The sequence below is a fragment of the Mycobacterium sp. JS623 genome (assembly GCF_000328565.1).
Classification (GTDB): domain Bacteria; phylum Actinomycetota; class Actinomycetes; order Mycobacteriales; family Mycobacteriaceae; genus Mycobacterium.
Map to the genome: position 1 here is coordinate 70,819 of NC_019958.1, position 19,788 is coordinate 90,606.

General features: G+C 67.1%; 23 protein-coding genes. 11 read left to right on the forward strand and 12 right to left on the reverse strand.

From position 1 onward, the window contains the following. Positions 1-290 precede the first annotated feature (290 nt). On the forward strand, positions 291-632 hold the full coding sequence (locus MYCSM_RS33510) for a hypothetical protein (RefSeq protein ID WP_015297981.1): 342 nt from the start codon (positions 291-293) through the stop codon (positions 630-632). On the opposite strand, the gene MYCSM_RS33515 is transcribed toward MYCSM_RS33510, so the two are convergent. Both MYCSM_RS33515 and MYCSM_RS33520 read right to left on the reverse strand, forming a co-directional pair. Beyond that, positions 627-950 (reverse strand): hypothetical protein, encoded by a 324-nt coding sequence (locus tag MYCSM_RS33515; protein ID WP_157681616.1) that lies wholly within the window; start codon positions 948-950, stop codon positions 627-629. The two genes, MYCSM_RS33510 and MYCSM_RS33515, sit on opposite strands and share 6 nt — an antisense overlap. Positions 951-1,009: 59 nt before the next feature. Then, positions 1,010-1,219, reverse strand: coding sequence for a hypothetical protein (locus MYCSM_RS33520; protein WP_157681617.1), 210 nt, complete (start codon positions 1,217-1,219; stop codon positions 1,010-1,012). Positions 1,220-1,290: 71 nt separating this feature from the next. Here MYCSM_RS33520 and MYCSM_RS35580 point away from each other — a divergent pair, with 71 nt between their 5' ends. Continuing rightward, positions 1,291-2,835, forward strand: coding sequence for a winged helix-turn-helix domain-containing protein (locus MYCSM_RS35580; protein WP_015297984.1), 1,545 nt, complete (start codon positions 1,291-1,293; stop codon positions 2,833-2,835). 91 nt (positions 2,836-2,926) lie between these two features. On the opposite strand, the gene MYCSM_RS33530 is transcribed toward MYCSM_RS35580, so the two are convergent. Further along, the gene (locus MYCSM_RS33530; RefSeq protein WP_157681618.1) at positions 2,927-3,814 is read right to left on the reverse strand and encodes an FtsK/SpoIIIE domain-containing protein; all 888 of its coding nucleotides are present in this window, start codon (positions 3,812-3,814) and stop codon (positions 2,927-2,929) included. A gap of 489 nt (positions 3,815-4,303) precedes the next feature. Here MYCSM_RS33530 and MYCSM_RS33535 point away from each other — a divergent pair, with 489 nt between their 5' ends. Further along, complete coding sequence (locus tag MYCSM_RS33535) at positions 4,304-6,046, forward strand: type II toxin-antitoxin system Phd/YefM family antitoxin (RefSeq protein ID WP_015297986.1); 1,743 nt, start codon at positions 4,304-4,306, stop codon at positions 6,044-6,046. Between the two features lie 30 nt (positions 6,047-6,076). After that, on the forward strand, positions 6,077-6,316 hold the full coding sequence (locus MYCSM_RS33540) for a hypothetical protein (protein WP_015297987.1): 240 nt from the start codon (positions 6,077-6,079) through the stop codon (positions 6,314-6,316). A 54-nt stretch (positions 6,317-6,370) separates the two neighbouring features. Here MYCSM_RS33540 and MYCSM_RS35585 read toward each other — a convergent pair whose 3' ends face one another. Both MYCSM_RS35585 and MYCSM_RS33550 read right to left on the reverse strand, forming a co-directional pair. Continuing rightward, complete coding sequence (locus MYCSM_RS35585) at positions 6,371-7,432, reverse strand: C40 family peptidase (RefSeq protein ID WP_015297988.1); 1,062 nt, start codon at positions 7,430-7,432, stop codon at positions 6,371-6,373. A gap of 243 nt (positions 7,433-7,675) precedes the next feature. After that, positions 7,676-8,425, reverse strand: a complete 750-nt coding sequence (locus tag MYCSM_RS33550) for a TetR/AcrR family transcriptional regulator (RefSeq protein WP_015297989.1) — start codon at positions 8,423-8,425, stop codon at positions 7,676-7,678. A gap of 302 nt (positions 8,426-8,727) precedes the next feature. Here MYCSM_RS33550 and MYCSM_RS33555 point away from each other — a divergent pair, with 302 nt between their 5' ends. From MYCSM_RS33555 to MYCSM_RS37605, 4 genes are all read left to right on the forward strand, one after another. Further along, on the forward strand, positions 8,728-9,639 hold the full coding sequence (locus MYCSM_RS33555; protein ID WP_015297990.1) for a DNA processing protein DprA: 912 nt from the start codon (positions 8,728-8,730) through the stop codon (positions 9,637-9,639). Beyond that, positions 9,636-10,466, forward strand: coding sequence for a phosphoribosyltransferase (locus MYCSM_RS33560; protein WP_015297991.1), 831 nt, complete (start codon positions 9,636-9,638; stop codon positions 10,464-10,466). Before MYCSM_RS33555 ends, MYCSM_RS33560 begins: the two co-directional genes overlap by 4 nt. A 301-nt stretch (positions 10,467-10,767) precedes the next feature. Next, complete coding sequence (locus MYCSM_RS33565) at positions 10,768-11,316, forward strand: MerR family transcriptional regulator (RefSeq protein ID WP_015297992.1); 549 nt, start codon at positions 10,768-10,770, stop codon at positions 11,314-11,316. Positions 11,317-11,527: 211 nt separating this feature from the next. Beyond that, a complete protein-coding gene (locus MYCSM_RS37605) occupies positions 11,528-11,854 on the forward strand; it encodes a hypothetical protein (RefSeq protein ID WP_157681619.1) in 327 nt (108 codons plus the stop codon). Here the strand turns inward: MYCSM_RS37605 and MYCSM_RS33575 are convergent. The 5 genes from MYCSM_RS33575 to MYCSM_RS33595 form a co-directional block, all read right to left on the reverse strand. Then, a complete protein-coding gene (locus MYCSM_RS33575; protein ID WP_015297994.1) occupies positions 11,818-12,873 on the reverse strand; it encodes a transglycosylase domain-containing protein in 1,056 nt (351 codons plus the stop codon). The genes MYCSM_RS37605 and MYCSM_RS33575 overlap by 37 nt on opposite strands. 158 nt (positions 12,874-13,031) lie before the next feature. Then, positions 13,032-13,352 (reverse strand): hypothetical protein, encoded by a 321-nt coding sequence (locus tag MYCSM_RS33580; RefSeq protein ID WP_015297995.1) that lies wholly within the window; start codon positions 13,350-13,352, stop codon positions 13,032-13,034. A 91-nt stretch (positions 13,353-13,443) separates the two neighbouring features. Continuing rightward, complete coding sequence (locus tag MYCSM_RS33585; protein WP_015297996.1) at positions 13,444-14,475, reverse strand: hypothetical protein; 1,032 nt, start codon at positions 14,473-14,475, stop codon at positions 13,444-13,446. Next, positions 14,472-15,608, reverse strand: a complete 1,137-nt coding sequence (locus tag MYCSM_RS33590) for a sensor histidine kinase (protein WP_041315997.1) — start codon at positions 15,606-15,608, stop codon at positions 14,472-14,474. The genes MYCSM_RS33585 and MYCSM_RS33590 overlap by 4 nt, the downstream gene beginning before the upstream one ends. A gap of 68 nt (positions 15,609-15,676) precedes the next feature. Beyond that, the gene (locus MYCSM_RS33595; protein WP_015297998.1) at positions 15,677-16,345 is read right to left on the reverse strand and encodes a response regulator transcription factor; all 669 of its coding nucleotides are present in this window, start codon (positions 16,343-16,345) and stop codon (positions 15,677-15,679) included. Between the two features lie 272 nt (positions 16,346-16,617). On the opposite strand from MYCSM_RS33595, the gene MYCSM_RS37610 reads away from it, so the two are divergent. The 3 genes from MYCSM_RS37610 (at position 16,618) to MYCSM_RS33610 (ending at position 18,601) form a co-directional block, all read left to right on the forward strand. Beyond that, positions 16,618-16,839, forward strand: a complete 222-nt coding sequence (locus tag MYCSM_RS37610) for a hypothetical protein (protein WP_041315999.1) — start codon at positions 16,618-16,620, stop codon at positions 16,837-16,839. Positions 16,840-16,842: 3 nt separating this feature from the next. After that, positions 16,843-17,739 (forward strand): putative toxin-antitoxin system toxin component, PIN family, encoded by an 897-nt coding sequence (locus MYCSM_RS33605; RefSeq protein ID WP_015298000.1) that lies wholly within the window; start codon positions 16,843-16,845, stop codon positions 17,737-17,739. A 151-nt stretch (positions 17,740-17,890) separates the two neighbouring features. After that, positions 17,891-18,601 carry a hypothetical protein gene (locus tag MYCSM_RS33610; RefSeq protein WP_015298001.1) on the forward strand — a complete coding sequence of 237 codons (711 nt, stop codon included), beginning with the start codon at positions 17,891-17,893 and terminating at the stop codon, positions 18,599-18,601. A 79-nt stretch (positions 18,602-18,680) separates the two neighbouring features. Here the strand turns inward: MYCSM_RS33610 and MYCSM_RS35590 are convergent, their stop codons facing one another. Both MYCSM_RS35590 and MYCSM_RS33620 read right to left on the reverse strand, forming a co-directional pair. Further along, positions 18,681-19,058: a hypothetical protein gene (locus MYCSM_RS35590; RefSeq protein ID WP_157681620.1), complete on the reverse strand. Its 378-nt coding sequence runs from the start codon at positions 19,056-19,058 to the stop codon at positions 18,681-18,683. 89 nt (positions 19,059-19,147) lie between these two features. After that, on the reverse strand, positions 19,148-19,783 hold the full coding sequence (locus tag MYCSM_RS33620) for an RES family NAD+ phosphorylase (RefSeq protein WP_015298003.1): 636 nt from the start codon (positions 19,781-19,783) through the stop codon (positions 19,148-19,150). Positions 19,784-19,788 lie beyond the last annotated feature (5 nt).

Below are 19,788 nucleotides of genomic sequence, written 5' to 3' on the forward strand. Positions count from 1 at the left end.
TCCACCCCCTCGGCGCCGCCCCACCATCATGGTCCTGATCACAGCGGGCTCCCAGCCTCTGGTACCGCCCGGCGACGAGGATAACAACAGATCAGCTCGGCGCCTCGCTTTGCAGCAAACACTTCCCGCCGCCACCTCACGGCCGGGGCGACGCCCCCAGACCCTCCGCGCGGCGACCGAAAAAGGCCCGGCGACACGCGTGACCTCCACCAGGCCGCACGCCGCCGGTGCTTCAGTGTGCAACGGAGCGCCCCGATAAACCGACGCTGGCGCCCCAGGGGGAACTCATCATGCCCACCGCGGTCGTGATCGACATCGACGCCACCATCACCGAGCACGAATCCACACAGGCCGCCGCCATCCTGCACGACCGCCGCACCACTACTCGGAAACCATTGCGCGCCAACATCAGTGACGACGGTCGCACCGTGTACTGGGCGTACCCCTCCCGCACCGAACCGTTCAACGCGATCGCCACTGCACTGTGGTATCAGGACTGTGCGGCTGCCCGCGCCACAACGTGGCTGGCCGGAGAAGTAATCATCAGCGGGCCCGTCGACGATAACGGCACCCTGGCCCCAGTTCCTCAGGACCGGATCGTTGCGTTGCGAGCCCTAACCGGCGGTCTATAACCCGAGCCGCGGCGCCGATGCACGGTCGATCCTGCCGGCCGACCCCCGGTCGGTCGCGGGCACAGCACGCGCAGCTTGGTGCAAGATCTCGGCGTGCGCAGCGATCAATGACGAGACTTGCGTGCTGAAGCCTTCCCAGCGGGCGGCCTTGACGGCAAACGCCGCGGCGGAGTCGCCGACCAGACCGTGGGTGGCCGCCGCAGCGACGATGCGCGCGCCTTCGTGGCGGCGGGTCATCTCTTCGTGGCACCCGTGCAGTTGGCCTGCGGAGGCGACCACGGCCTCGGGCTGCATTGCGATGCGCTCAGACTCTGTCACCAGACCCCCAGAACTCCCTCATACGGTTCCCTGCGGCCACGGTAGCAAACATGGCGGCTCTACTGGGGCTGTCCGCAGGCGCGGTGGCCGACGGAGTGGGTGACCCGGAGACCGCACCGGGTGCAGTGCATGTCGCGGCAGGTGATCGTCGTGCGGTCGTTGCTGATCTCGACGAGGCATTCGTCGTGTGTGGCGTGGGGGAAGCGGACGGCCAGGGCATCGTCCCACTGGACCGCCCGCGGGGCGGAGTCCTGTTGGTCGGGGCTCACGTGTTCATTATCCGTTTTCCGCTTGTCGGGGCGACCGGCAATGAGGCGCCCGAGAGCGCTATATTCCATCTATGCGAAGTGTTGCGCCGGCGTTGTTGCCGATCTTCCGGTCTTCGCATCAGGCCGGCCTCCTGGGTCGCCTGTTCCTCACCGACGACGAGATCCCCATGACCGACCTCGCGCACGCCCTCGACATCCCCCTGACCACGCTGCACCGCGAAGCCGAACGCCTCGAAGAAGCAGGGCTGCTGACGAGCCGACGCAGCGGACGAGCACGACTGCTCCGCGCGAACCGGCGCCACCCCGCCGCGACCCCGCTGACGGGACTGCTCACCGTCACCTTCGGCCCGGCTCAGGTCGTCGCCGAGGAGTTCGCCGAGCTCAGCGCCGCCACCGTCATCGTCCACGGCTGTTGGGCGCAGCGTTACGCCGGACAGAACGGATCATTCCCTACTGCTGTTGAGGTCCTCGTCGTCGGCGATGGCCTCGACGACAACGACGTGCGCGCGGCCGCCGCCGTTGCACAACTCCGCCTGGGTCTGCGCGTCGTAACTGCGATCTGCCCCCGCAGGGTCTGGCAGGCCGAGCATCCAGACGACCCGGAGATCGCCGCCATCCGCGCGCAGCCCTTCCTGACCGTCCTCACGGCATCCGAACCGGCCTCAGCGGCCGAGGGCATCTATCGCATGCGGCCGTCCTGGACTCCCCGCTACCAGCCCGACGTCTACGTGCCCACCGACTTGAGCCTGCTCACCGGCCCCGTAAGCGGTTCCCACGACCCGCCCGTTCACCTGTACTGGCAGCCCGGCGACCTCGACTTCGCCAACCCCGCTGACCGCAAGCTGTTCTACTCCTCGGCCCTCACCACCGCCAGCAGCTCCGAGGACTTCACGCGGTGGATCAATCGCGACGCCCTCATCGCGGCGTGGCACCACCTATCGCTGCCGACGCGCGTACGCCGCGCTTGGGAAACCCTGCACCCGACCCTACGAGACGAGGCCACCATCGTGAACGACCGCATCCGCGTCCAGGACGCCATCTTGGCCGGGATCGCCGAATTCGGCTTTGCCCTCGCCGGCGGATCAGCCCTCATCGACTACGACGTCGTCTCCCGCGAAACCGACGACATCGACGCCTTCAACGACCGCTGGGACGTCGGCGCGTTCACCGCCGCCTGCACACGCGTCATCCAGGTTTGTCACGAACACGGTTGGCACGCAGCGCTCGTGGCCGACCAGGACATGGACAAGAAGATCCGCGTCGACGCCGGAACCGGTCACCCGGTCATTGTGCAACTCGTCTACTATGGCCGCTCACAAGACCCCGAGCAACGCCTTGGCGGCGGTCTGCGACTGATCTTCGACGACGTCGTCGCCGGCAAGGGCGCCGCCATCGCCGACGTCGCCCGCGGCCGCGACTTCTACGACCTCGCCAACATCCTGACCACCCCCGGCTGGACCCTGCAGCGCGTCGAATCCGCCATGTACGCAATGCGATTCGGCGACCTCATCAACCAGTTCCGCATCAACCTCGACCGCTTCCGCCGCGGCGACTTCGACGACGACATCCGCAAAGCCGGATTCGACCCAACCTTCTGCCACCGGATCCTTGGCTGAGCTGGGCCGGCCGATACCTCATCGCGAACGGCACCACAATCATCAGGGCCACACTCGGCGTTCCAGGCGAGCAGGACCTGGCCCACGCAACTCATCGCTCGCGGATGCGTCGACTCAAGACCGAAGCCACAGGCGCCGCGTAGAACATGCGCACCGGCCCGGCCAAGCCATGTGCCGCAACCCTCAGGTAAGACTGCGCCCTGAGCGGCAATTCCGTCGCTTCCGAGCCGCCCAGGAGTGCGGTGCTCGTAGCCGAACGGGAATGGAAGACCACCACACCGTCATGGCGCAGCGGTATCAGGTCATCCCGGTAGACCTCATGCCGCATGCTTGTGACTACGACACGCACGCCCAGCGCAGGCCCCTCAGTGACGAGGCGGGTATAGAGCGCGATGACCTCGGGGTTGAAGAGGACAAGTTCATCGAACGCATCGATCAAGACCACGAAATCAGCTTCTGCCCTGAGCGTTTCAAATCGCATAGCCGCACGGCGGTCGACCTCGTCGCACACCGCGGAGCAAAAATCTGTAGCGCTGAGCATCGACGGGTCGCCCTGCTGGCGTTGTAGCGAGCACACGACGTGCGGGAGATCTGCACACTGCTCGAAAGTGGCGCCCTTGAGGTCGAGGAGCGCCAGCTTTACCCTGCTGGGCGGGTAAAGGGCACAGATGGCCAAGACCAGAGCCTCAAGCGCGGCACTCTTCCCCGTACCCGCTATTCCCGCAACGAACCACACAGCACTCGCAGCCGAGAGACCAACCGAGACAACCTCTTCCGGCCTATCTACCAGCACCCCGACCGGTGCACGAAGCGCGGCATCACGGGCATTACGCCCCCATCCTTTGGCCGGATCAAACGTATCGACGGCACCCACCCCGAGCGCGTCGAGAAAGGCCTTGTCGACTTCGCGACGTACATCCCGTATGACACCCTCGTCCGCCTCGCGACCAACCGCCCGCAACGCCGCGGTGTAGGACACACCGTGCCTCCGTTGGTACTCGCGTGCAGCCTTCTTACGCGCATTCGGTGTCGGCATCCTCAACCGCCCTCCCGTCTCGTTACGCGGACAACGCGGAACTCCCACACCATCCCGCCGCCACGCGCACCAACAGGAAAGCTGCGCGGCGCCCGTAGGGCGTTGTCCCGACTCGCGAGAAGACCGGTGTGGGCGGTCCATCGACTGCGGGAGCCAGCCGCGCGCATGCGGCGTACGCCCAAGAATATGCGCTGTGTCAGCGCCCGACGCTGAGGACTCCACGGGAATGGCAGCCAAATCGATCGATCGGCGCCGCGCCGACGTCCACGTGGCGCTTGGTGTGCCCTGACACACACCATCGGCGGTCTCAGTAGGAGGCCAGCGTGACGCCGGCACATGCGGGCGAAGAATGCCCGCGCTACATAGCATTTTCGAGAGCATACTCTGCATAGAATCGTGCACACTCGCGTGTGTGCTGTTAGAGTCACGTTTATGTTGGTCGATACGAACGATCTTGTCTCTGCGACGGAGTTCAACCGCAACACCGGCCGGTACACCAACCGCGCCGCCGAAGGCCGCCGCGTCGTGATCATGAAAGACCAGAAGATCGTCGCCGCGCTGATTGGTGTCCACGACCTGAACCGGCTCGACGCCCTCGACACCACCTCCAAGCTCGGCTTCGACGACATCCCCGACATGAACGACGACCAGGGGGCAGATGACACCTCAGCGGAGGCGAAAGCGGTGATGCCGATCGGCGTCACCGTGGGCGGCGAGCCCGCCCTCATCAACCCCCACGAGGACCTTCTCGTCGTCGGCCGCGGCGCAACCGAACTCATGGGCGTCTTCGTGACGCAAGCGGGTGAACTGACCGAGCCGCAGCAGTTCGTGATCGGATCCGGCAGCCCCACCTTCCTTCTGCCGAGCAGCCGACCAGAGGCCACGCCGCCGGCAATCCTGGACGTATCCGTCGACACGAGCATGTCCGCGCAGCAGCGCCTCGCCACGCAGATCTCAGGCGAGTTGCAACGGCGCACAGCATTGCTGCGTGACCACTCGGTGAACACCGTCGAGCAGTACCGACAACTCGACACCGGATCCGCACCACTACCGACGTTGACCGTCGCCCTCGACACCGCCGATACCTATCTCGGCGGCCCGCTGGGTGAGGTCGTCTCCCAAATCGTCCGCACAGGACACGATCTCGGCGTCAACGTGTGGCTGTTCAGCAATGCAGCGCTCTTTGCCCAGGCGATGCAGTTGGCCGCGATTTCTCAGCGCCTTGCCCTACACCTTCCCACGGCCGCTCAGTCACGCGAAGTGATCGGAAGTGACGCCGCGGCCCACCTCAAGCCACGCCAAGCGGTTCTGCGGAACATTGATCAAACGCTCACACCCGTCGTCACCCCGCCCGCGACGCCACCACTCACCCCCGCCACCCCCACCGCGCCGACGGCTGAGCAATGGCCGGGCTTGCCGCAACCAACATCCATCAACTCAATCGTCGAGATGTGGACCGCGGGAGCACCCGACGACGGACCCGCACTGCCGCTGGGCTTCGTCGACGACGCCGCCAATCACCGCCATACCCTGTTCTCGCTCTCACTGATCAAGGGTGGCCACACCACTGTGATCGCAGATCCTGGACAGGCTCAGAATTTCGTACAGACCCTGCTCGCCACCGCTGCACTCATCGACCCGGTCAATCTGCAGTTCCACTACCTCGGCACCCGGGTACCTGGCAGGACACCCGCCGTGAACAGCCACACCTACGAGGACCTGAAGCACGGGGAAAGCAGTGCCGCCGTTCAATCCGTCGCCACGGCGCTCACGCAGGCAGCCGAAGCCTCGCCGCGGGCCGTCTGCCTCATCGTCAACCTCCAGGAACTCACCAGGGCTGAGAAGGTCGGTGATTCCTTCATGGTCAAGACGTTCATTGCGGACCTGTTGGACGACGAGTCGACCCGACATGTACATGTCGTCCTGCTGTCCAACGACACTATGCGATTGGACATGCAACTCGCGCCCACCCGCAGGCGCCAAGCAGCCACTTCCATCTTCTACGCCGGCACCGACCCGACCTCCATCGGGCGCGACATCCGCGACAAGGTCCGCCAACTCCCCGAGTATGGCCCGGACGCGGAATACCACGCCATCGCGATCCAACGCCCAGACCCCACCAGGAAATACGACGGGGTGTACGTCGTCCTCGCCCGACCCGACGGGTCCCAGTAACCGCCGCAAAGCACTCCGAGAGGCCACACGATGACGTTCACCGCCACCGTCACCGACCTTGCCGCCGATTCGGCGCCGCTATGGGAGTCGTTCGATCACGCGTCCGCAGAGGACGCTCACACCGCCGCGGTGCAGCACATCCGCACCGCTCAGCCGACCGACCAGGTCAGAGCCGTAGGGGACGGCGTGTACGAGGTATGGAGTTCCGCGGAGAGCGGCGGATCGACGCAGCACGTGGCCACACTGACCGTCGTCGCTGCTGACGACTAGGAGCTTCACCGCGTAGTGCTGGGTCGCAACGGCCGCAGCGGCAGCCGCGCGGACCTACGAATGGAACCGACGGAACTCCGCTCCCGACGACAACGCACTCACCTTAACCGTTTGCCCGCTCGACGGAGCCTCAAGCACCTGACCCCCGCCGAGATACACCTGAACGTGGCCCGGCGGACGCCCTGCGGAGGCGGGAAACACCAGGTCACCCGGCCGCGCTTGACTGCCGCCGACCGGCACACCGGCCGCGAATTGAGCCTCAGATGTCCGCGGGATCTCTACACCGAACATTTGCCCAGTGACGAAGCGTGACAGACCAGAGCAATCGAAGCCGACCTTGCGGTAATCGCCGGCGCGGTCAGCAGGGCCACCTCCGTCGGAGATGCCTTGCGTCGGACCGGTCATCGAGCCGCCACCCCAGGCGTAGGGAATGCCCAGAACGTTCTTGGCGATCGCGTTAAGCTTCGTCCCGTCCGCGCCACTGGCACTTCCCAACGCCAAACTGGCTGGGCCGCCGTCAAAACCATTGGAGGCGTTGGCCTTGGCCAACATGTTGTCCAGAACCTGGTTGCCGCCCGGCCCGCTGAGCATCTGTTGGAACGGCGCCGTCAAACCTGACAGTCCCTGCAACCCTTGCAGTGGTGAGGACAGCGCGCTCGGGATGGATTGAGCGGCCTGAGTCAGGCTCGGGAGGATGCTCGACGCGGTCTGGTTCATTGGCATAGACGACTGGTACGGAGACGCGCCGGCCTTGGCTAGATCGGCGGCGGTCAGCCTGGGTGCGCCAGCGCCCCGCAGAGCATCGCCCGTTCCGCCGCGGCCGCCGCCCTTGAGCGGGTCCTGCGCGTCGGGGCCGCCGCGTACCCGGTTTCCGCTGGCCTCATCGGTGTCACCCATCGCGGACGACGCCTGGGCGCCGGTGCTGGATTGCGCAGCGCCTTTGCTGACGTTCTGACCGAAATCGGTCGTCATCGTGCCGGTCGCGGTCGAGAAGCCCGAACGGACCCCACCGTCAGCGGGCAGCGGTGCACCATTGATGCCGCCCAGTTTCTCGGCGGTGCCGCCAAAGACGCCGGCCGCCTCGGCCGGGTTCAGCGTGACGTTGCCTTCGGTCATGAGCAGCTCCCGAGCGTCGCATGCGATAGATGCGGCTTCACCGGTGCCGTAGGCCTGCGTCCCATCGCTCTCCCCTACCTGCCATTTCGGACAGTTCTCACCGCATTCTACGGGTGAACCGGCCCGTATCAGAGCCTCAGGCGGGGCATTGAGCCGAAATTCCGGGCCGCAGCCGGGCGTCTTGTTCCAAGGGCAGACCCCCGGGCAGTACCCGTCGCCCTGACGGCCTCCGCATAGGCGCGGCTACCGATTCTTCTCCGGCGGCACAAGAGGCGTTCGGGCCGTAGAAGAGGTGCGGGCTTTGCGCGCGCCCACCGGCACCGCATGCACCCCATTGGCGGGCCCGACGCCTGCTGGATAGCCGCCCTCCTGCTCCAACCCGCCACCGCCGGACCCGCCCGCTGGGTAAGAGTGCAGATATCCCCTGCTCATCAGACCGTTAACCGCGGCACCCCACCGGGCCAATTGGTCAGGGCACAGCAACGGGCCGGCCAGCTGGCGCTCGATGTGCGGACGCAACAACACGGTGCCGATGACGAGCACGACCGTGTTCATCGCCGCCCACGGAACGTCCAAGTCTTCGACGGTTTGCCCGACATCGGCGCGATGGCGCCACCGCGCGATTCCCATTTCGATCAACGTGTCGAAGATCGCGGCCCCGAACGGAGTGTCGTCCACCAACGCGCGAGCGAGGTAGTCCGCCACGACGGTGTGCTTGGTCAAGAGCTGCATCACCTGCTCGCCGAAATCGTCGACCGTCACCGGTTCGGGCCCGGAGGCAAGCGCCTGGCGCAGCAGATCGGTCACGTGCCAATTGACCGCGTCAACCAAGTCGCCCTTGGTGCCGAAGTAGTGCTGGATCAATCCGACGGACACGCCGGCCCTCGCCGCCACCTCCCGAAGGGAGGTGGCTTCAACGCCTCGCGCGGCAAATTCCGCCAGCGCGGCATCCCGGATCTTCCCGGGCTTGTCATCCGATGGCCAGCGCGTCATCCGTCCACCGATCCCACCCGAACCCGTTCCCGCGCTTGCATTCTAGCCGTGCGCGGACGCCCGGTTCAGCGACTGACGCGACTGTTGGTTGATCATCACGATCTGCCTCACTTCTATGTGTTCCCGCCCCGCGGCAGCGCCGGCGCCCCCACAAACCGCGTGCCGGGAGTTCCCAGAACTTTCAACGCGCGAACGTCTCATCGCTCACCGGGGCGCGTTCGGCAATATGACGGTGCCGCGCGCTACCCTCCGACTACGCAGGCGGTGATCGCCATCGCTGGCAGCGAGGAGGTGTGGGCACAGTGAGATATCCGGCGGCCGCCACCGTCGTCGCTTTGATGCGCGATCTGCCCGAGACGTTGAAGCTCGCCGACCTCGGCGAAACACTCCTCGACGCCGGCTCCGCTGACGCTCTGTGGGACGCACACGTCGGCGCCACGTTGATCGCCGTGCCCGGGACCGAACCCGACCGCGACACCGCTGCCCGCGACGTCGAGCACTGGCACGCCCGCGGCTGGGGCGTCTACACGGTCCTCGACGAGCAGTATCCCGATCGGGTCCGGGCCGCCCGCCGCCCACCAGCAGTACTGATGACCCAAGGCAGTCTCGTCGCTGATGACTACGGGGTCGCGATCGTCGGTTCCCGCAAGGCCTCGACGGCCGCCCTGGGCTTCGCCGCCGACGTCGCGCGCGGCCTGGTCGACCACGAGGTCACTGTGGTGTCCGGCCTCGCCGAAGGCATCGACACGGCGGCGATGACCGCAGCGATCAACCTCGGTGGTCGCGTCGTCGGGGTTATCGGCACCGGCATCGACCACGCCTATCCGGCGCCGAACACCGAGCTACAGGCCACGATCGCCGAACGCGGACTGATTGTGACTCAGTTTCTCCCAGGCTTCCGCGGAGCCCGGTGGGCTTTCCCCGCCCGGAACAAGACGATGAGCGCCTACGCGCGGGCGACGGTCATCGCAGAAGCCACCGAGCAGTCCGGGACCAAGCATCAAGCCCTCGAGGCCGTCGCCCACGGGCGCCGCCTCGTTCTGCACCGCACCGTCGCCGAAGGCACCACCTGGGGTCGAGCCCTGGCCGACCGGCCCGACGTGTTCGTGGTCGACAACGCCGGCGAGGCCATCGGTCAGCTGGAGCACATCGCAGCCGCCGAGCAGTCGGTCCGCAACCGCCTCGTGGCCGCTCAGTCGAGCATTGACTGGTGACCGAGCGCGAGTCCGACGAGGTCCTGCGCCACGACATCGCCGTCGCACTCAGCCGAGTCGCCTACTTCCACAACATCGCCGCCCAAGGCCCGGGCGTCTGCCCGGTCTGCCACGGCCCCGCGCCCGGCCAGGGGCTGTGCTCAACCTGCCTCACGACACAGGCGAACCTCCATGGCGCGACGTGTGACAGCACCTTCTTCCTCGCCTACGCCGACGGTTGGCACCCCGACGCGTGGTCCCAGAGCGCGCACACGATGCGCCAGTACAAGGCAGTCCATGCGCCGCAACAGTGCGTCGACGACGTCCACATGCTCACCTTCACCGCCACCTGGGTCCACGACCCCTGCATCCGCGCCGCCGAGCAGGGCCAGGAGTGGGACGTCGCCACCTACGTGCCCTCGAAACGAACTGGCCTGCATCCCGTCACCGGCGTCGCGCTCAACATCGCCCGCATCGCTGCCCAGAACACCGACGATGGCACACCCTCGCGGACCAAGCGGGTGTCCATCGCCTGCGGCCCCGTCCACGCACCCCGCGTCGCGAACGTCGACCGCTTCACCGTGCCCGACGCCGTGCGGCCGGCCATCGAAGGCAAACGGGTGCTGCTCGTCGACGACACCTGGACCTCGGGCACCTCGATACAGTCCGCTGCTGCCGCCCTCAAGGCTGGAGGCGCGGCCTCCGTCACCGGACTATGCGTGGCGCGGTGGCTGAGCTGGCGCTGGGAACCCGACGTGCCGCTACTCCAGAACGTCACCGCCGCGCCGTACGACCCGTTCCACTGCTTCGCGGGCACTCATCAGTGCCGGCTCCGCGCCAACCTTTGACCGCTGGTGGGCCGCACGCAGCGCGACGAAGGGAACCGGCCCTCTCGGTGGCCGATTCACTCCGTCCGCCGCCATCGACATCTGCTCTCCCGTGCCCGACGTAGCCATCTGCGTGGCCCACGCGGAACAGTTCGTCAACACCACGTTCAACACCGCTGAGAATCTCCAATGTGAGCGTCACAATCGTTCGCCGAACCACAAGCGGCCCAATGGAAGTCACCTATAGGTCGAACAGGGGCCGTCGGCGACGCCGCCGGCCGCGGGCTCTCCGATCTATCCTGGACGTGGGAGGGACGCGCAAATGTCAGACCAACTGAGCTTCGAGGACGTCGACGCAGAAGTGTTCGACGCCGCATCCGGCGACGACGACACTCGGGGATGGCGAGGACCGGCCGCGTGCACGGTAGTCGGCATCACTTACCGGCAACTCGACTACTGGGCACGTACTGACCTGGTCCGACCGTCCATCGCCACCGCTGCGGGATCCGGAAGCATTCGCCTGTACAGCTTCCGCGACCTGCTCGTTCTGCGGGTCGTGAAGCGTCTGCTGGATGCAGGGATATCGCTGGCCAACATTCGTACCGCTGTGGAAGCGCTGCGCAACCGCGGAGTCACCGACCTGTCTGGGCTGACCCTTGTGTCCGACGGCGTCGGCATCTACGAATGCAGCAGCGCCAACGACGTCGTCGACCTACTCGCCGGTGGCCAGGGCGTCTTTGGCATAGCCGTCGGGGCCTCGCTTCCCGGCCTGCGGGAGGACCTCCGCCATGTCCCGTCAGAAGCCGTCACCGAGCAAAGTCAACCGCACGCTCACGATGAGCTCGCCAAGCGGCGCAACCGCGTCGCCTAAAGGCGGCCAGCCGGGAATGAGGCGGAGACGGTTCGCCAACGCGACCAGCGTGGCCGAGAACCATGCAACCGGGAAGCGAACCGCTGAAGCTCGGCGTTGCCCCGCATGCGGCCGGACTGCGGCGCTGATCAACGAGTACGACGCTCACGGCCGACGAATATGCCGCTGGGAAGCCTCAGGTAAGTGTCCGGGCACAGGCGCCGCCGCCGAATTGGCTGGCAAGATTGGCCGGCTGTTCGAGGTGATGCACAAGCGAGACGCCCCGCCCATGTCTTCCGCCGCCGCAGCAGCGGCGATCACCGCAAAAAGTGGTGTTCCCGTCAGCGCGGCGAGGCTCGAGGCACTGCGCTCGGGAGATAACGACGTGGCGGCAACGAACACGGAACTGGCTGCTATAGCAACGGGTTTCGGCGTGTCACCCACCTACCTCACCACTGCCGGCCCAACCCCCGACATCGACGCCCAGCTCGATCTCCTGCAAACGCTGCGCGACGCAAGTGTTCAGGGCCTCGTCCGCGAGACGCGCTCAGAATCTTGATCCGGTCCGGGGTCAGCAAGGCCGACGTCTTCCTGCCGCGTCGCGCCGACGAAAGCAGGGCCGCCGGCGTCACACCGTCGTGTGCCGCGCGCCCTGGGGCGTACTGAGCGCGCCGTGCCGGCCTTCCGCGGCGGGTGGGTACGACGTTGGCAGCCCCTGCTCCCAGTCACCACGGTGGCGCCAGGATCAGACGGCGGAATGTACGTCGGGTCTTCCTGCTGTAGACGCTGCGAGACGTCTTCGGGCATCGATGAGCATGAATCGTCATCGACGTCGCCGGCGTGATCCGCTGCGGTGTCGGTGATGCCGACGGTTCTGACTACGGCTTGCCATCCGCCGTTGTTGGCCAGTTCGGTTGGTAGCCAGACATTCTTGGAGCCGTTGATCAGGTCGACCGCTTTGGGGTTGGCATCCGGGCCGAGATAGATGCCGCCGCCGATCTGACGTTGGACGAGATCCGGCAGCGGAAGCAACCCGACGAGTTGCGCGGACTGGTCGTCGTCGAGCATCGACGGCGGTTGATCGAAGTAGTACCAGCTCGCGGCGCAGACACCGTAGAGCCCGGCGCCGAACTGCGCGTAGTTGACGTAGAGCTCCAGGAGTCTGGCGTCGGAAATGCTGAAGGCGAATTCCGTCGCTAAGGCGGCCTCTATGGCCTTACGGAACGCTCCTCCGCCACGCCACAGGAAGATGTTCTTGACCAACTGCTGCGGGATGGTCGAGCCTCCGGGATCTTCCTGACCGCCCAGGTGGGCGCGGGCCCGGCCGATGAACGCCGCCAGGTCGAACGGTCCGGTGCGCGGGCCCAGGTTGATGTCTTCGTGGACGAGCACCGCGGCCAGGAAGCGGCGACTGATGTGGTCATTGGACACGAACTGGTACTGCGGTGACCCACGGTCGGCGAGCATGAACGCCGTCATGGGGGGCGTCACCCAGCGAAACGCCACGGAGAGCAACGCCGACGTAACCACCACGACGGCAACACATTTAGCGACCTTGGAGAACAAACAGAAGATCATGAGGGGCCCTTTCGGGGATGACACTGTGAGGGATTAGGCCCGGTTGGACAGCATCGTCGAACACGGGCGGTGCAAAGCGCCCGCCGCGCTGGGTGCGTGCCGCCTTCCCCCTCACGAGGCGGCAGCGAGCCAGAGCGGCGGGCGCGATCGCAGCGGGTTTACACCCGGCAGCGCCAGCCGCTGGCGGTCTGGTTGACCGTCACGGCGATCGCGTTCGGGTTGACCTGCTGGCGGCAGGCCTTGGCGACGTCGACGGTGACCAGGCCGAGGCGGGTCCCGCAGCGCCAGCCGTCCCACCGGTTGTTGATGTTGGTGGCCTGGCTCGGCGCCGCGGTGCCGCTGGAGACGTTGTTGGCGCAGTAGGTGGCGATGCTGACGCCGTAGTCGGCCGCGTTGGCCAGCGGCGATGCGGTGAGACCGACCCCAGCCAGGGCGGCGGAAGCGGCTACGGTCAGTGCTGCTGTGGTGAGTTTGTTCATGAAATTGATTGAACGGCACCGCCGTTGGTTCCCGCGATCACCATTTTGGGGGTCACCCAAAAGGGGGCCACCCAAAGGGGGGCACGGTGAGTCAGGTGATGCTGACCGACCCGTCGGCGCTCATCCGCAATATTCGGCCCTCACCGTCGGCGTCGACGGCGACGATGCTGGCCAATCCGCTACGACCTGGCGGGGGCACCCGCACGGTGATCTCGCCGTCGACCGCGTGGCTCAACCATTGCGCGGCCAGGGCGCGGAACGCGGCCGCGCGGTCGGGGTGGCCGTCGAGGCCGTGGTCGTCGAACAAGTCGACGTCGACGCCGCGCGCACGTGCAGCGCGGGCGGCGACCCGCAGTTCGGGCACGTCGAAGAACGGTGAACGTATCGAGTCGCGCAGCTGCTCGCCCAACAACACGATGTTCTCGGCCTCCTCGTCCGTTAGTGGTACATCGGAGGCCAGGCGCTCCAGCGACGGCCACGCATGTTCTTGCAACGTGTCTTGTTGACGCTGCCGCTCGGCGTCGCGCTCGAGGCTCGCGACGATGTCGGCGTGCGCGGCGGCTTCGCTGGCACGCACCTCGCGGACGTCGCGGGCGGCCGGGCGCATGATGCCGGCGAACGCGGTGGCCATCGCCAGCACCGCGAGGTTGGGCAGACCCACCAGGAAACCGGTCCACGGGCCCTGACCCGTCCACTGGCCCCAGGCGGTCATGATGGCGGCCGCGGCCACTTGAGCCACCCAGGCCATCTTGACGCGGCCACGCACACACAGGAATGCGCACAGCGCCACCCCGGCACCAAGGGCGTTGGTTTGGTTCGGGTTGGCGACGTGACCGGGGAGTGCCAGGCCGGTGATCAGCGCACCAACCGGCACTGTGGCCGCGGCCAGGGCCGCGGTGCGGCCGGGCATCGGATCGGTGCGGGTGGCCATCAGCGTCGCGATGCCGCCGGCGACGATCACCACCGCCATGACTAGCCCCGGCAGGCTCGAGTTGTCGGCACCGTAATTGGGCAACGATGCCAAGGTGGCGGCAACGAACCCGCCGGCGACGACCTTGGCGGGCAGGGTGTGCAACCACAACAGCGTCGGAGCTGACAGGTCGTTCTCGTCACGGAAACTCATCGGGGCCAACGCAGTTCGATGGTGGTCCCGGCCCCGGGGGCGGACACGATGCGAGCATGACCGCCGACGTCAGACATCAGCCCGGCGATGCTGTTGGTCAACCCCAGTGCCGTCGCGGCAATCGTCGTCAGATCGAATCCCGGGCCGTCGTCGACGACGGTGACCACGACGGGAAACCTGTCCACCCGCGCGGTCACGGTGACGGTGACCGCTTGTCCGCCGTGGCGGCGCGCATTGCGGATCGCTTCACCGGTGGCGTCGGCGAAAGCCGCACCGACACGCATCGGCACCGTCAACGGGCGCTGCGGGTTCAGATCGCCCTCAACGGTGAGCGTCAGCGCTGGGTGCGCCGTGCTGAGCTCCTCGTGAAGCCGGTCCAGCACGTCCGCGGGCCCGATGGGCTGAACCGACGACCGCTCGTCGGCCAACCCCTCCCAATTGCGCAGCGTTCGGCGAGCATCCTTGCCGACGGTCGGGTCGACGTTGGCGCGACGCGCCTCACGCATCACCGCCAACACCCTGTCATGGATCAACCGACCGTAGATCTTGCGCTGAACTTCTCGCTCACGCTGACCCGCCGACTCCGCGGTCAGACGCAGAAGGCTGACATAGGACTTGTCGAGTTCGGCCCCAGTGCGCACGGCCATCAGACCGGCCAGAACGAACAGCGCGCTAAAGGCGACCCCCCAGGCGATGTCGGTGACGAGCAGTTGCCCGTACTGGGTTGAGCGCGCCTTGGCGTTGGCGATCTGCACGACGGGAAGCGCGACGGCCAAGTGGGCCAGCGCGGCCCACGGGCGCGGCGTCACGACCAGGGCCAGCGCCGCCAGGCCGGGGAAGGTCACCAGCCACGTGCCGGTGCTGGTGGCCGAGTGTTCGCCGGTCCACACCGGGAACCAGCTGCCGACGGCCAGGAGATACCCCACCGCGCAGCACACAGGCAGCACCCCGATCGTGAACTTCGTGGTGCGAGTGGAGAAGCTGCTGGCCAGCATGGCCCATCCGGGGACGAACACGATCGCCAACGCCAACGGTGTCCACCACGTAGGGACAGTGGGTGTCGCGTCGAGGTAGATCTCGACCATCACGATCACGAAGTAGGCGACATAGCCATATCCGATGAACTCCGCCAACGCTCGCCGGATCTCTCGACTATCACGACGAGGACGCACGGGCGGCGTCGCGGTGGAGGGCGGCGCGATCACTGAGCTGGTGGGCGACCGTAGTCCGGGGAGGTGTAACCGTCCTCCATCGCCCGCCGCGACAGCAGGGCGGCGTTGTCGGCGGGACGGCCGATCGAGGCGTACTTGCGCCGGATCTTTCCCACGACACTCTTCACCGTCTCCGAGGAGATGTGAAGCTCCTTGGCGATCATCGACCACGTCAGACCGTCGCCGATCAAAGCCAACACTTCCTGCTCTCGCGCGCTCAGCTGCGCGAGCCCCAGCTCCGGGTCACCGTCGAGAGCCACCGCCCACTGCTTGTCGACGACCTCCTGGCGCTGCGCCACCTGCCGGATGGCCTCCTGCAGCGCGGCCGCCTTGGCCTCCTTCTTGATGGTGCCCAGCACACCGGCACGAGCTGCTGACCGCAGCAGGTCGAACCTCTCGGCGCCGGTGTAGACGAGGGTGGGAATGCCAAGGGCATCCAGGCGCGCGACGTTGCGTTCGGGGGTGGAGTTGTCGGGCAGCGAGAGATCGAGCACTACGACATCGAAGTCGCCCGACAACGCCAACAGCTCATCCACCGTCGGCGCTGTCCCGGCCCACATGAGATCGGGAGCCTCCTCGACCATGGACCGCAGCCCCCTCGCAGTGCTCTCATGGTCTTCGACGTAACCCACCCGCCACGGGCCCACGGCATTCACCACGCTCTTCCCCCCTCGCGACGTGGGCGCTCGCCCCCGAGGCGCCGATCGTATAGTCAAACTGCGAGCTCGCCCCCACGATCCGGTTGCCCGTCCGGTTCCGCAGCCCCACGAGGAGCGTGAACGCGGTCACCCCGACGACGTCGACCCAGTTCGTTTGGGTCGGCGCTGGCGACAGCGAAACGCACGACCCTCCCGGCGGATTTCACCCCTCGCCCCCCACAGACAGACCCCTCGCCCCCCACAGACAGACGGCAGCTACTAGCCTGGATGTCGTGTCGGCAGGTGAGCAGCAGAAACAGGCAGCGCGCGCCCGCCTGGCCGCCCGTCGCGGCGCGTGGACCACCGACGCCGAGCTCATCGACGCCGCCCTACCTGCCCCTGCCGACGACTCTCACCCTGCGATCGACGAGCCAGAGGTCAATGACTTCGTCGAGCATGAGATGGCGGCCATGCGCGAAGAGCGCCGCGCCCACCACGACGTCACCGCGCGCTGAATCGTGCTCCGCGTCGTCGGCGACACCAACGTCCTGGTCTCGGCCGCGATCGGCTCCCGACACGGTGCATCCGCCAAACTCCTGGCAGCGGCCAAACGCCACGACATCACGCTCCTGGCGTGCAACGCTCTCATCGACGAAGTGACCGAAGTCCTGGCACGGCCCCACCTGCGGGCCAGAATCTCCGAACAGGATGCGCAAGCGTTCGTCGACGGGGTGATCCTGCTCGCCGAGTGGGTGCAGGACCGACCGGAGTCCCAGATCCCGCAGGTGTGCGCCGATGCCGACGACAACTTCCTCGTCGCCCTCTACCAAGACGGCGACGCCGCCATGCTCGTCAGCGGTGACAAGAAGGTCCGGCAAATCAGCTACCCGAACGTGCACGTCTATTCACCTCTCGACGCGATCAACACCCTCACCCGCCAACATGATTCGGATGACGGCTTTCTCCCCGGCAGGGCCGAGGACTTCTACCTGCACGTCGATGCCGAAGGCATCCGACCTCTCGTCACCCTCTACGCCTACCTGCACAAGCAGCTGATGTTCGGCAGTCCTTCCGAGCTGTCCAGCATATTGCCCAACCTGATCGTTCCCGAACGACTTCCGTTGTTCCGCAGCAACATTGACGCGATGCGCGCACTGCTCGACAACCGCAGCCTCTACTCACGGCCCTCCTACGCGGCGCCCGACGTCTGCCACCTCCGGCTGCCACCGAATACCGGGGAACTCGTCCGCTCCACTCGCGACATCGTGCTGCCCGAGGACACCATCTTCCTCACCGCGCTCCGCTGCCCAGATCTCGAGGACCCGCCATGGCTGGCGGTCGACCACTGGCGCGTCTTCCACATCGACCTCGACCCTGTTCCACCATCGGCCATCGGAGCCCGCTCACCGCGCTAGCCCCCCGGCATCAGCCCCGAGACGCTTCGAGGTCGAAGACCACATCGCCCCCTGCAGGACACAGGCCGCGAAGGCCGGCGAGTAGTCGACGACGACCCGCGGCCGTAGCCGCGCCGTTTCCTCGTCAGCGCCTGGCACTACCGTTGACCAGATGCGCCGCGCCTACATCGCCGCCGACGAACCCTTCGACCGCGCCGTCGCGCGCGCCTTGCTGTGGGCCGGCGAGACCGCCACCATCCACGCCCCCGACACCGCCAGCATCGATGAGAACAACCTCAACGATTACGGCGTCCCCGTGACCTGCGCGTCCAGGCGGTCAAAGTTCTTCGGCACTCCTCGCGGCACTGTCATCTGCACCTTCCTCGACCTCAGCCAGGTCCTCGACGTCGAAAGGCACGGCCGTTCTCGCGGCGTCCTACCGGCGACCGTCGGCGGATTGATCGTCGTCGATGCCTACGGCCCTCAGCCCTACGCCAAGGACGGTCAGCACCACTCTCCCTGGATCACCGCCCTCGACGTCGAACACCTCGCCGGCGAACCGATCACCCCCGTCGCCCCCGCGCCGGCGCCGCTGCGCGCCGCGATCGCCGACCTGACCATGATCGCTGTCCGCAACCAGGGCCTTCTCGACAAGCGGGAACGCTCCGAAGCGGTGCACGCCATGTCGTACCTGCGGGCCAGGGGTTTACCGCTTGACCCCGACGCGCTGATGGTCGAGGCGCTGCGCAACGAGTGGGGCGGCACCGGACCCGAAACGCTCCGCCAGATCGCGATCGACCTCAACAAGGGCACGAACCTGCAATACGACAAACGTCGCCTCGGACCCGACCGCCTGCAGCGATGGGCCACCACCACCGACTAACCGCCTCGCGGGACCGAAGCAACGACCAAACACGGCCCTGGAGCCCACGGCCTAGCGCCCGCGAGCAGCCCGGTTGCTGCTAGGCCGTCGCCGCGTCGAGGCCTGGGTCGTCCCGGCGTACGGCGTCGGGCGCCCTCGCGGGGCAGGCCCCCGCGGCGACGCCGGCGAGTAGGTCCCGCAATCGCGGTTCGTCGTCGTGTCCGCGGTAGCAGTCCAACCAGGCGGTCACGGTCGCCATCAGATCAGCGTCGGCATGCACCTGCTCGCGAGCGATGACGGTCAGCAGCAGGTCGATCGCCGCGAATTGATCGCCGAGACCGATCGCGATGTGCACGGAGCTGGTCTCGGCCGCCGAGAGGTGGTTCCGGGCTGTGTCGGCGAGCTCCCAGGCCAACTTCGTGTCGTCCGGTAGGACTGGCCGCTGCGTCGGCTTGTGCGCGCCACTGCGGGTGTTCACGCCGCCCACGGTACGGCGTCGCCTGGCCCGCCGCAGCGCCGACGAAGGCGATCCCAGGCCGCCCGATGCCCTCTCGCGCCCATCGCCGGTCACGCCACGCCGTAGCCCAACCGGCTCGCTGCACCTGCAATGCGGGCCGCCAAGTTGGGATGGGTCAGCGGCAGGGAGAGTTGCGGCCGGACGGGCATCGCGTCGGCTGCCGGCGCGAACAGCGCTAAGCACGGAGCACCGGCGAACCGACTGTTGTATCTGAGGCCGTCGATGTCGGGGTGGGCGTCGACGATCGCGCGAGCCCACGACTGGGTGACGGCATGCAGGCCGGTGGACATGGCGTAGGTGCCGCCGGCTCGGGTGGCCCAGGCGCCGTGGCTGTCGGCGGCGACGTCGAGGACCGTGAGCGGCCGCGTGAAGGACAGCGCAGTCAGGTACGGGCCGTTGAGCCCGCGGTCTATGGTGCGGTCGACCTGGAAGGCCTCGGCCAGGGCCGCGTCCGGTGTGGATGCGCCGTACCAGACACCGCGGCCCGGGTCCTCGCCTCGGGGGAGGCGATGCGGGTCGAAACGCAGCAGCGGACCGAACGTGCGCAAGGAGTTCCACGCCAGCACGTGACCGCCGGCGGTCTTGTGCACACGCCACCACAGTTCGTCGACGGCGACGATGCGGGTTTCTCCGGCCCGAATGCCCAGCGCGCGCATCTCGTCCGCGGGCGGCGGGTCCGGCAGCATCGGGT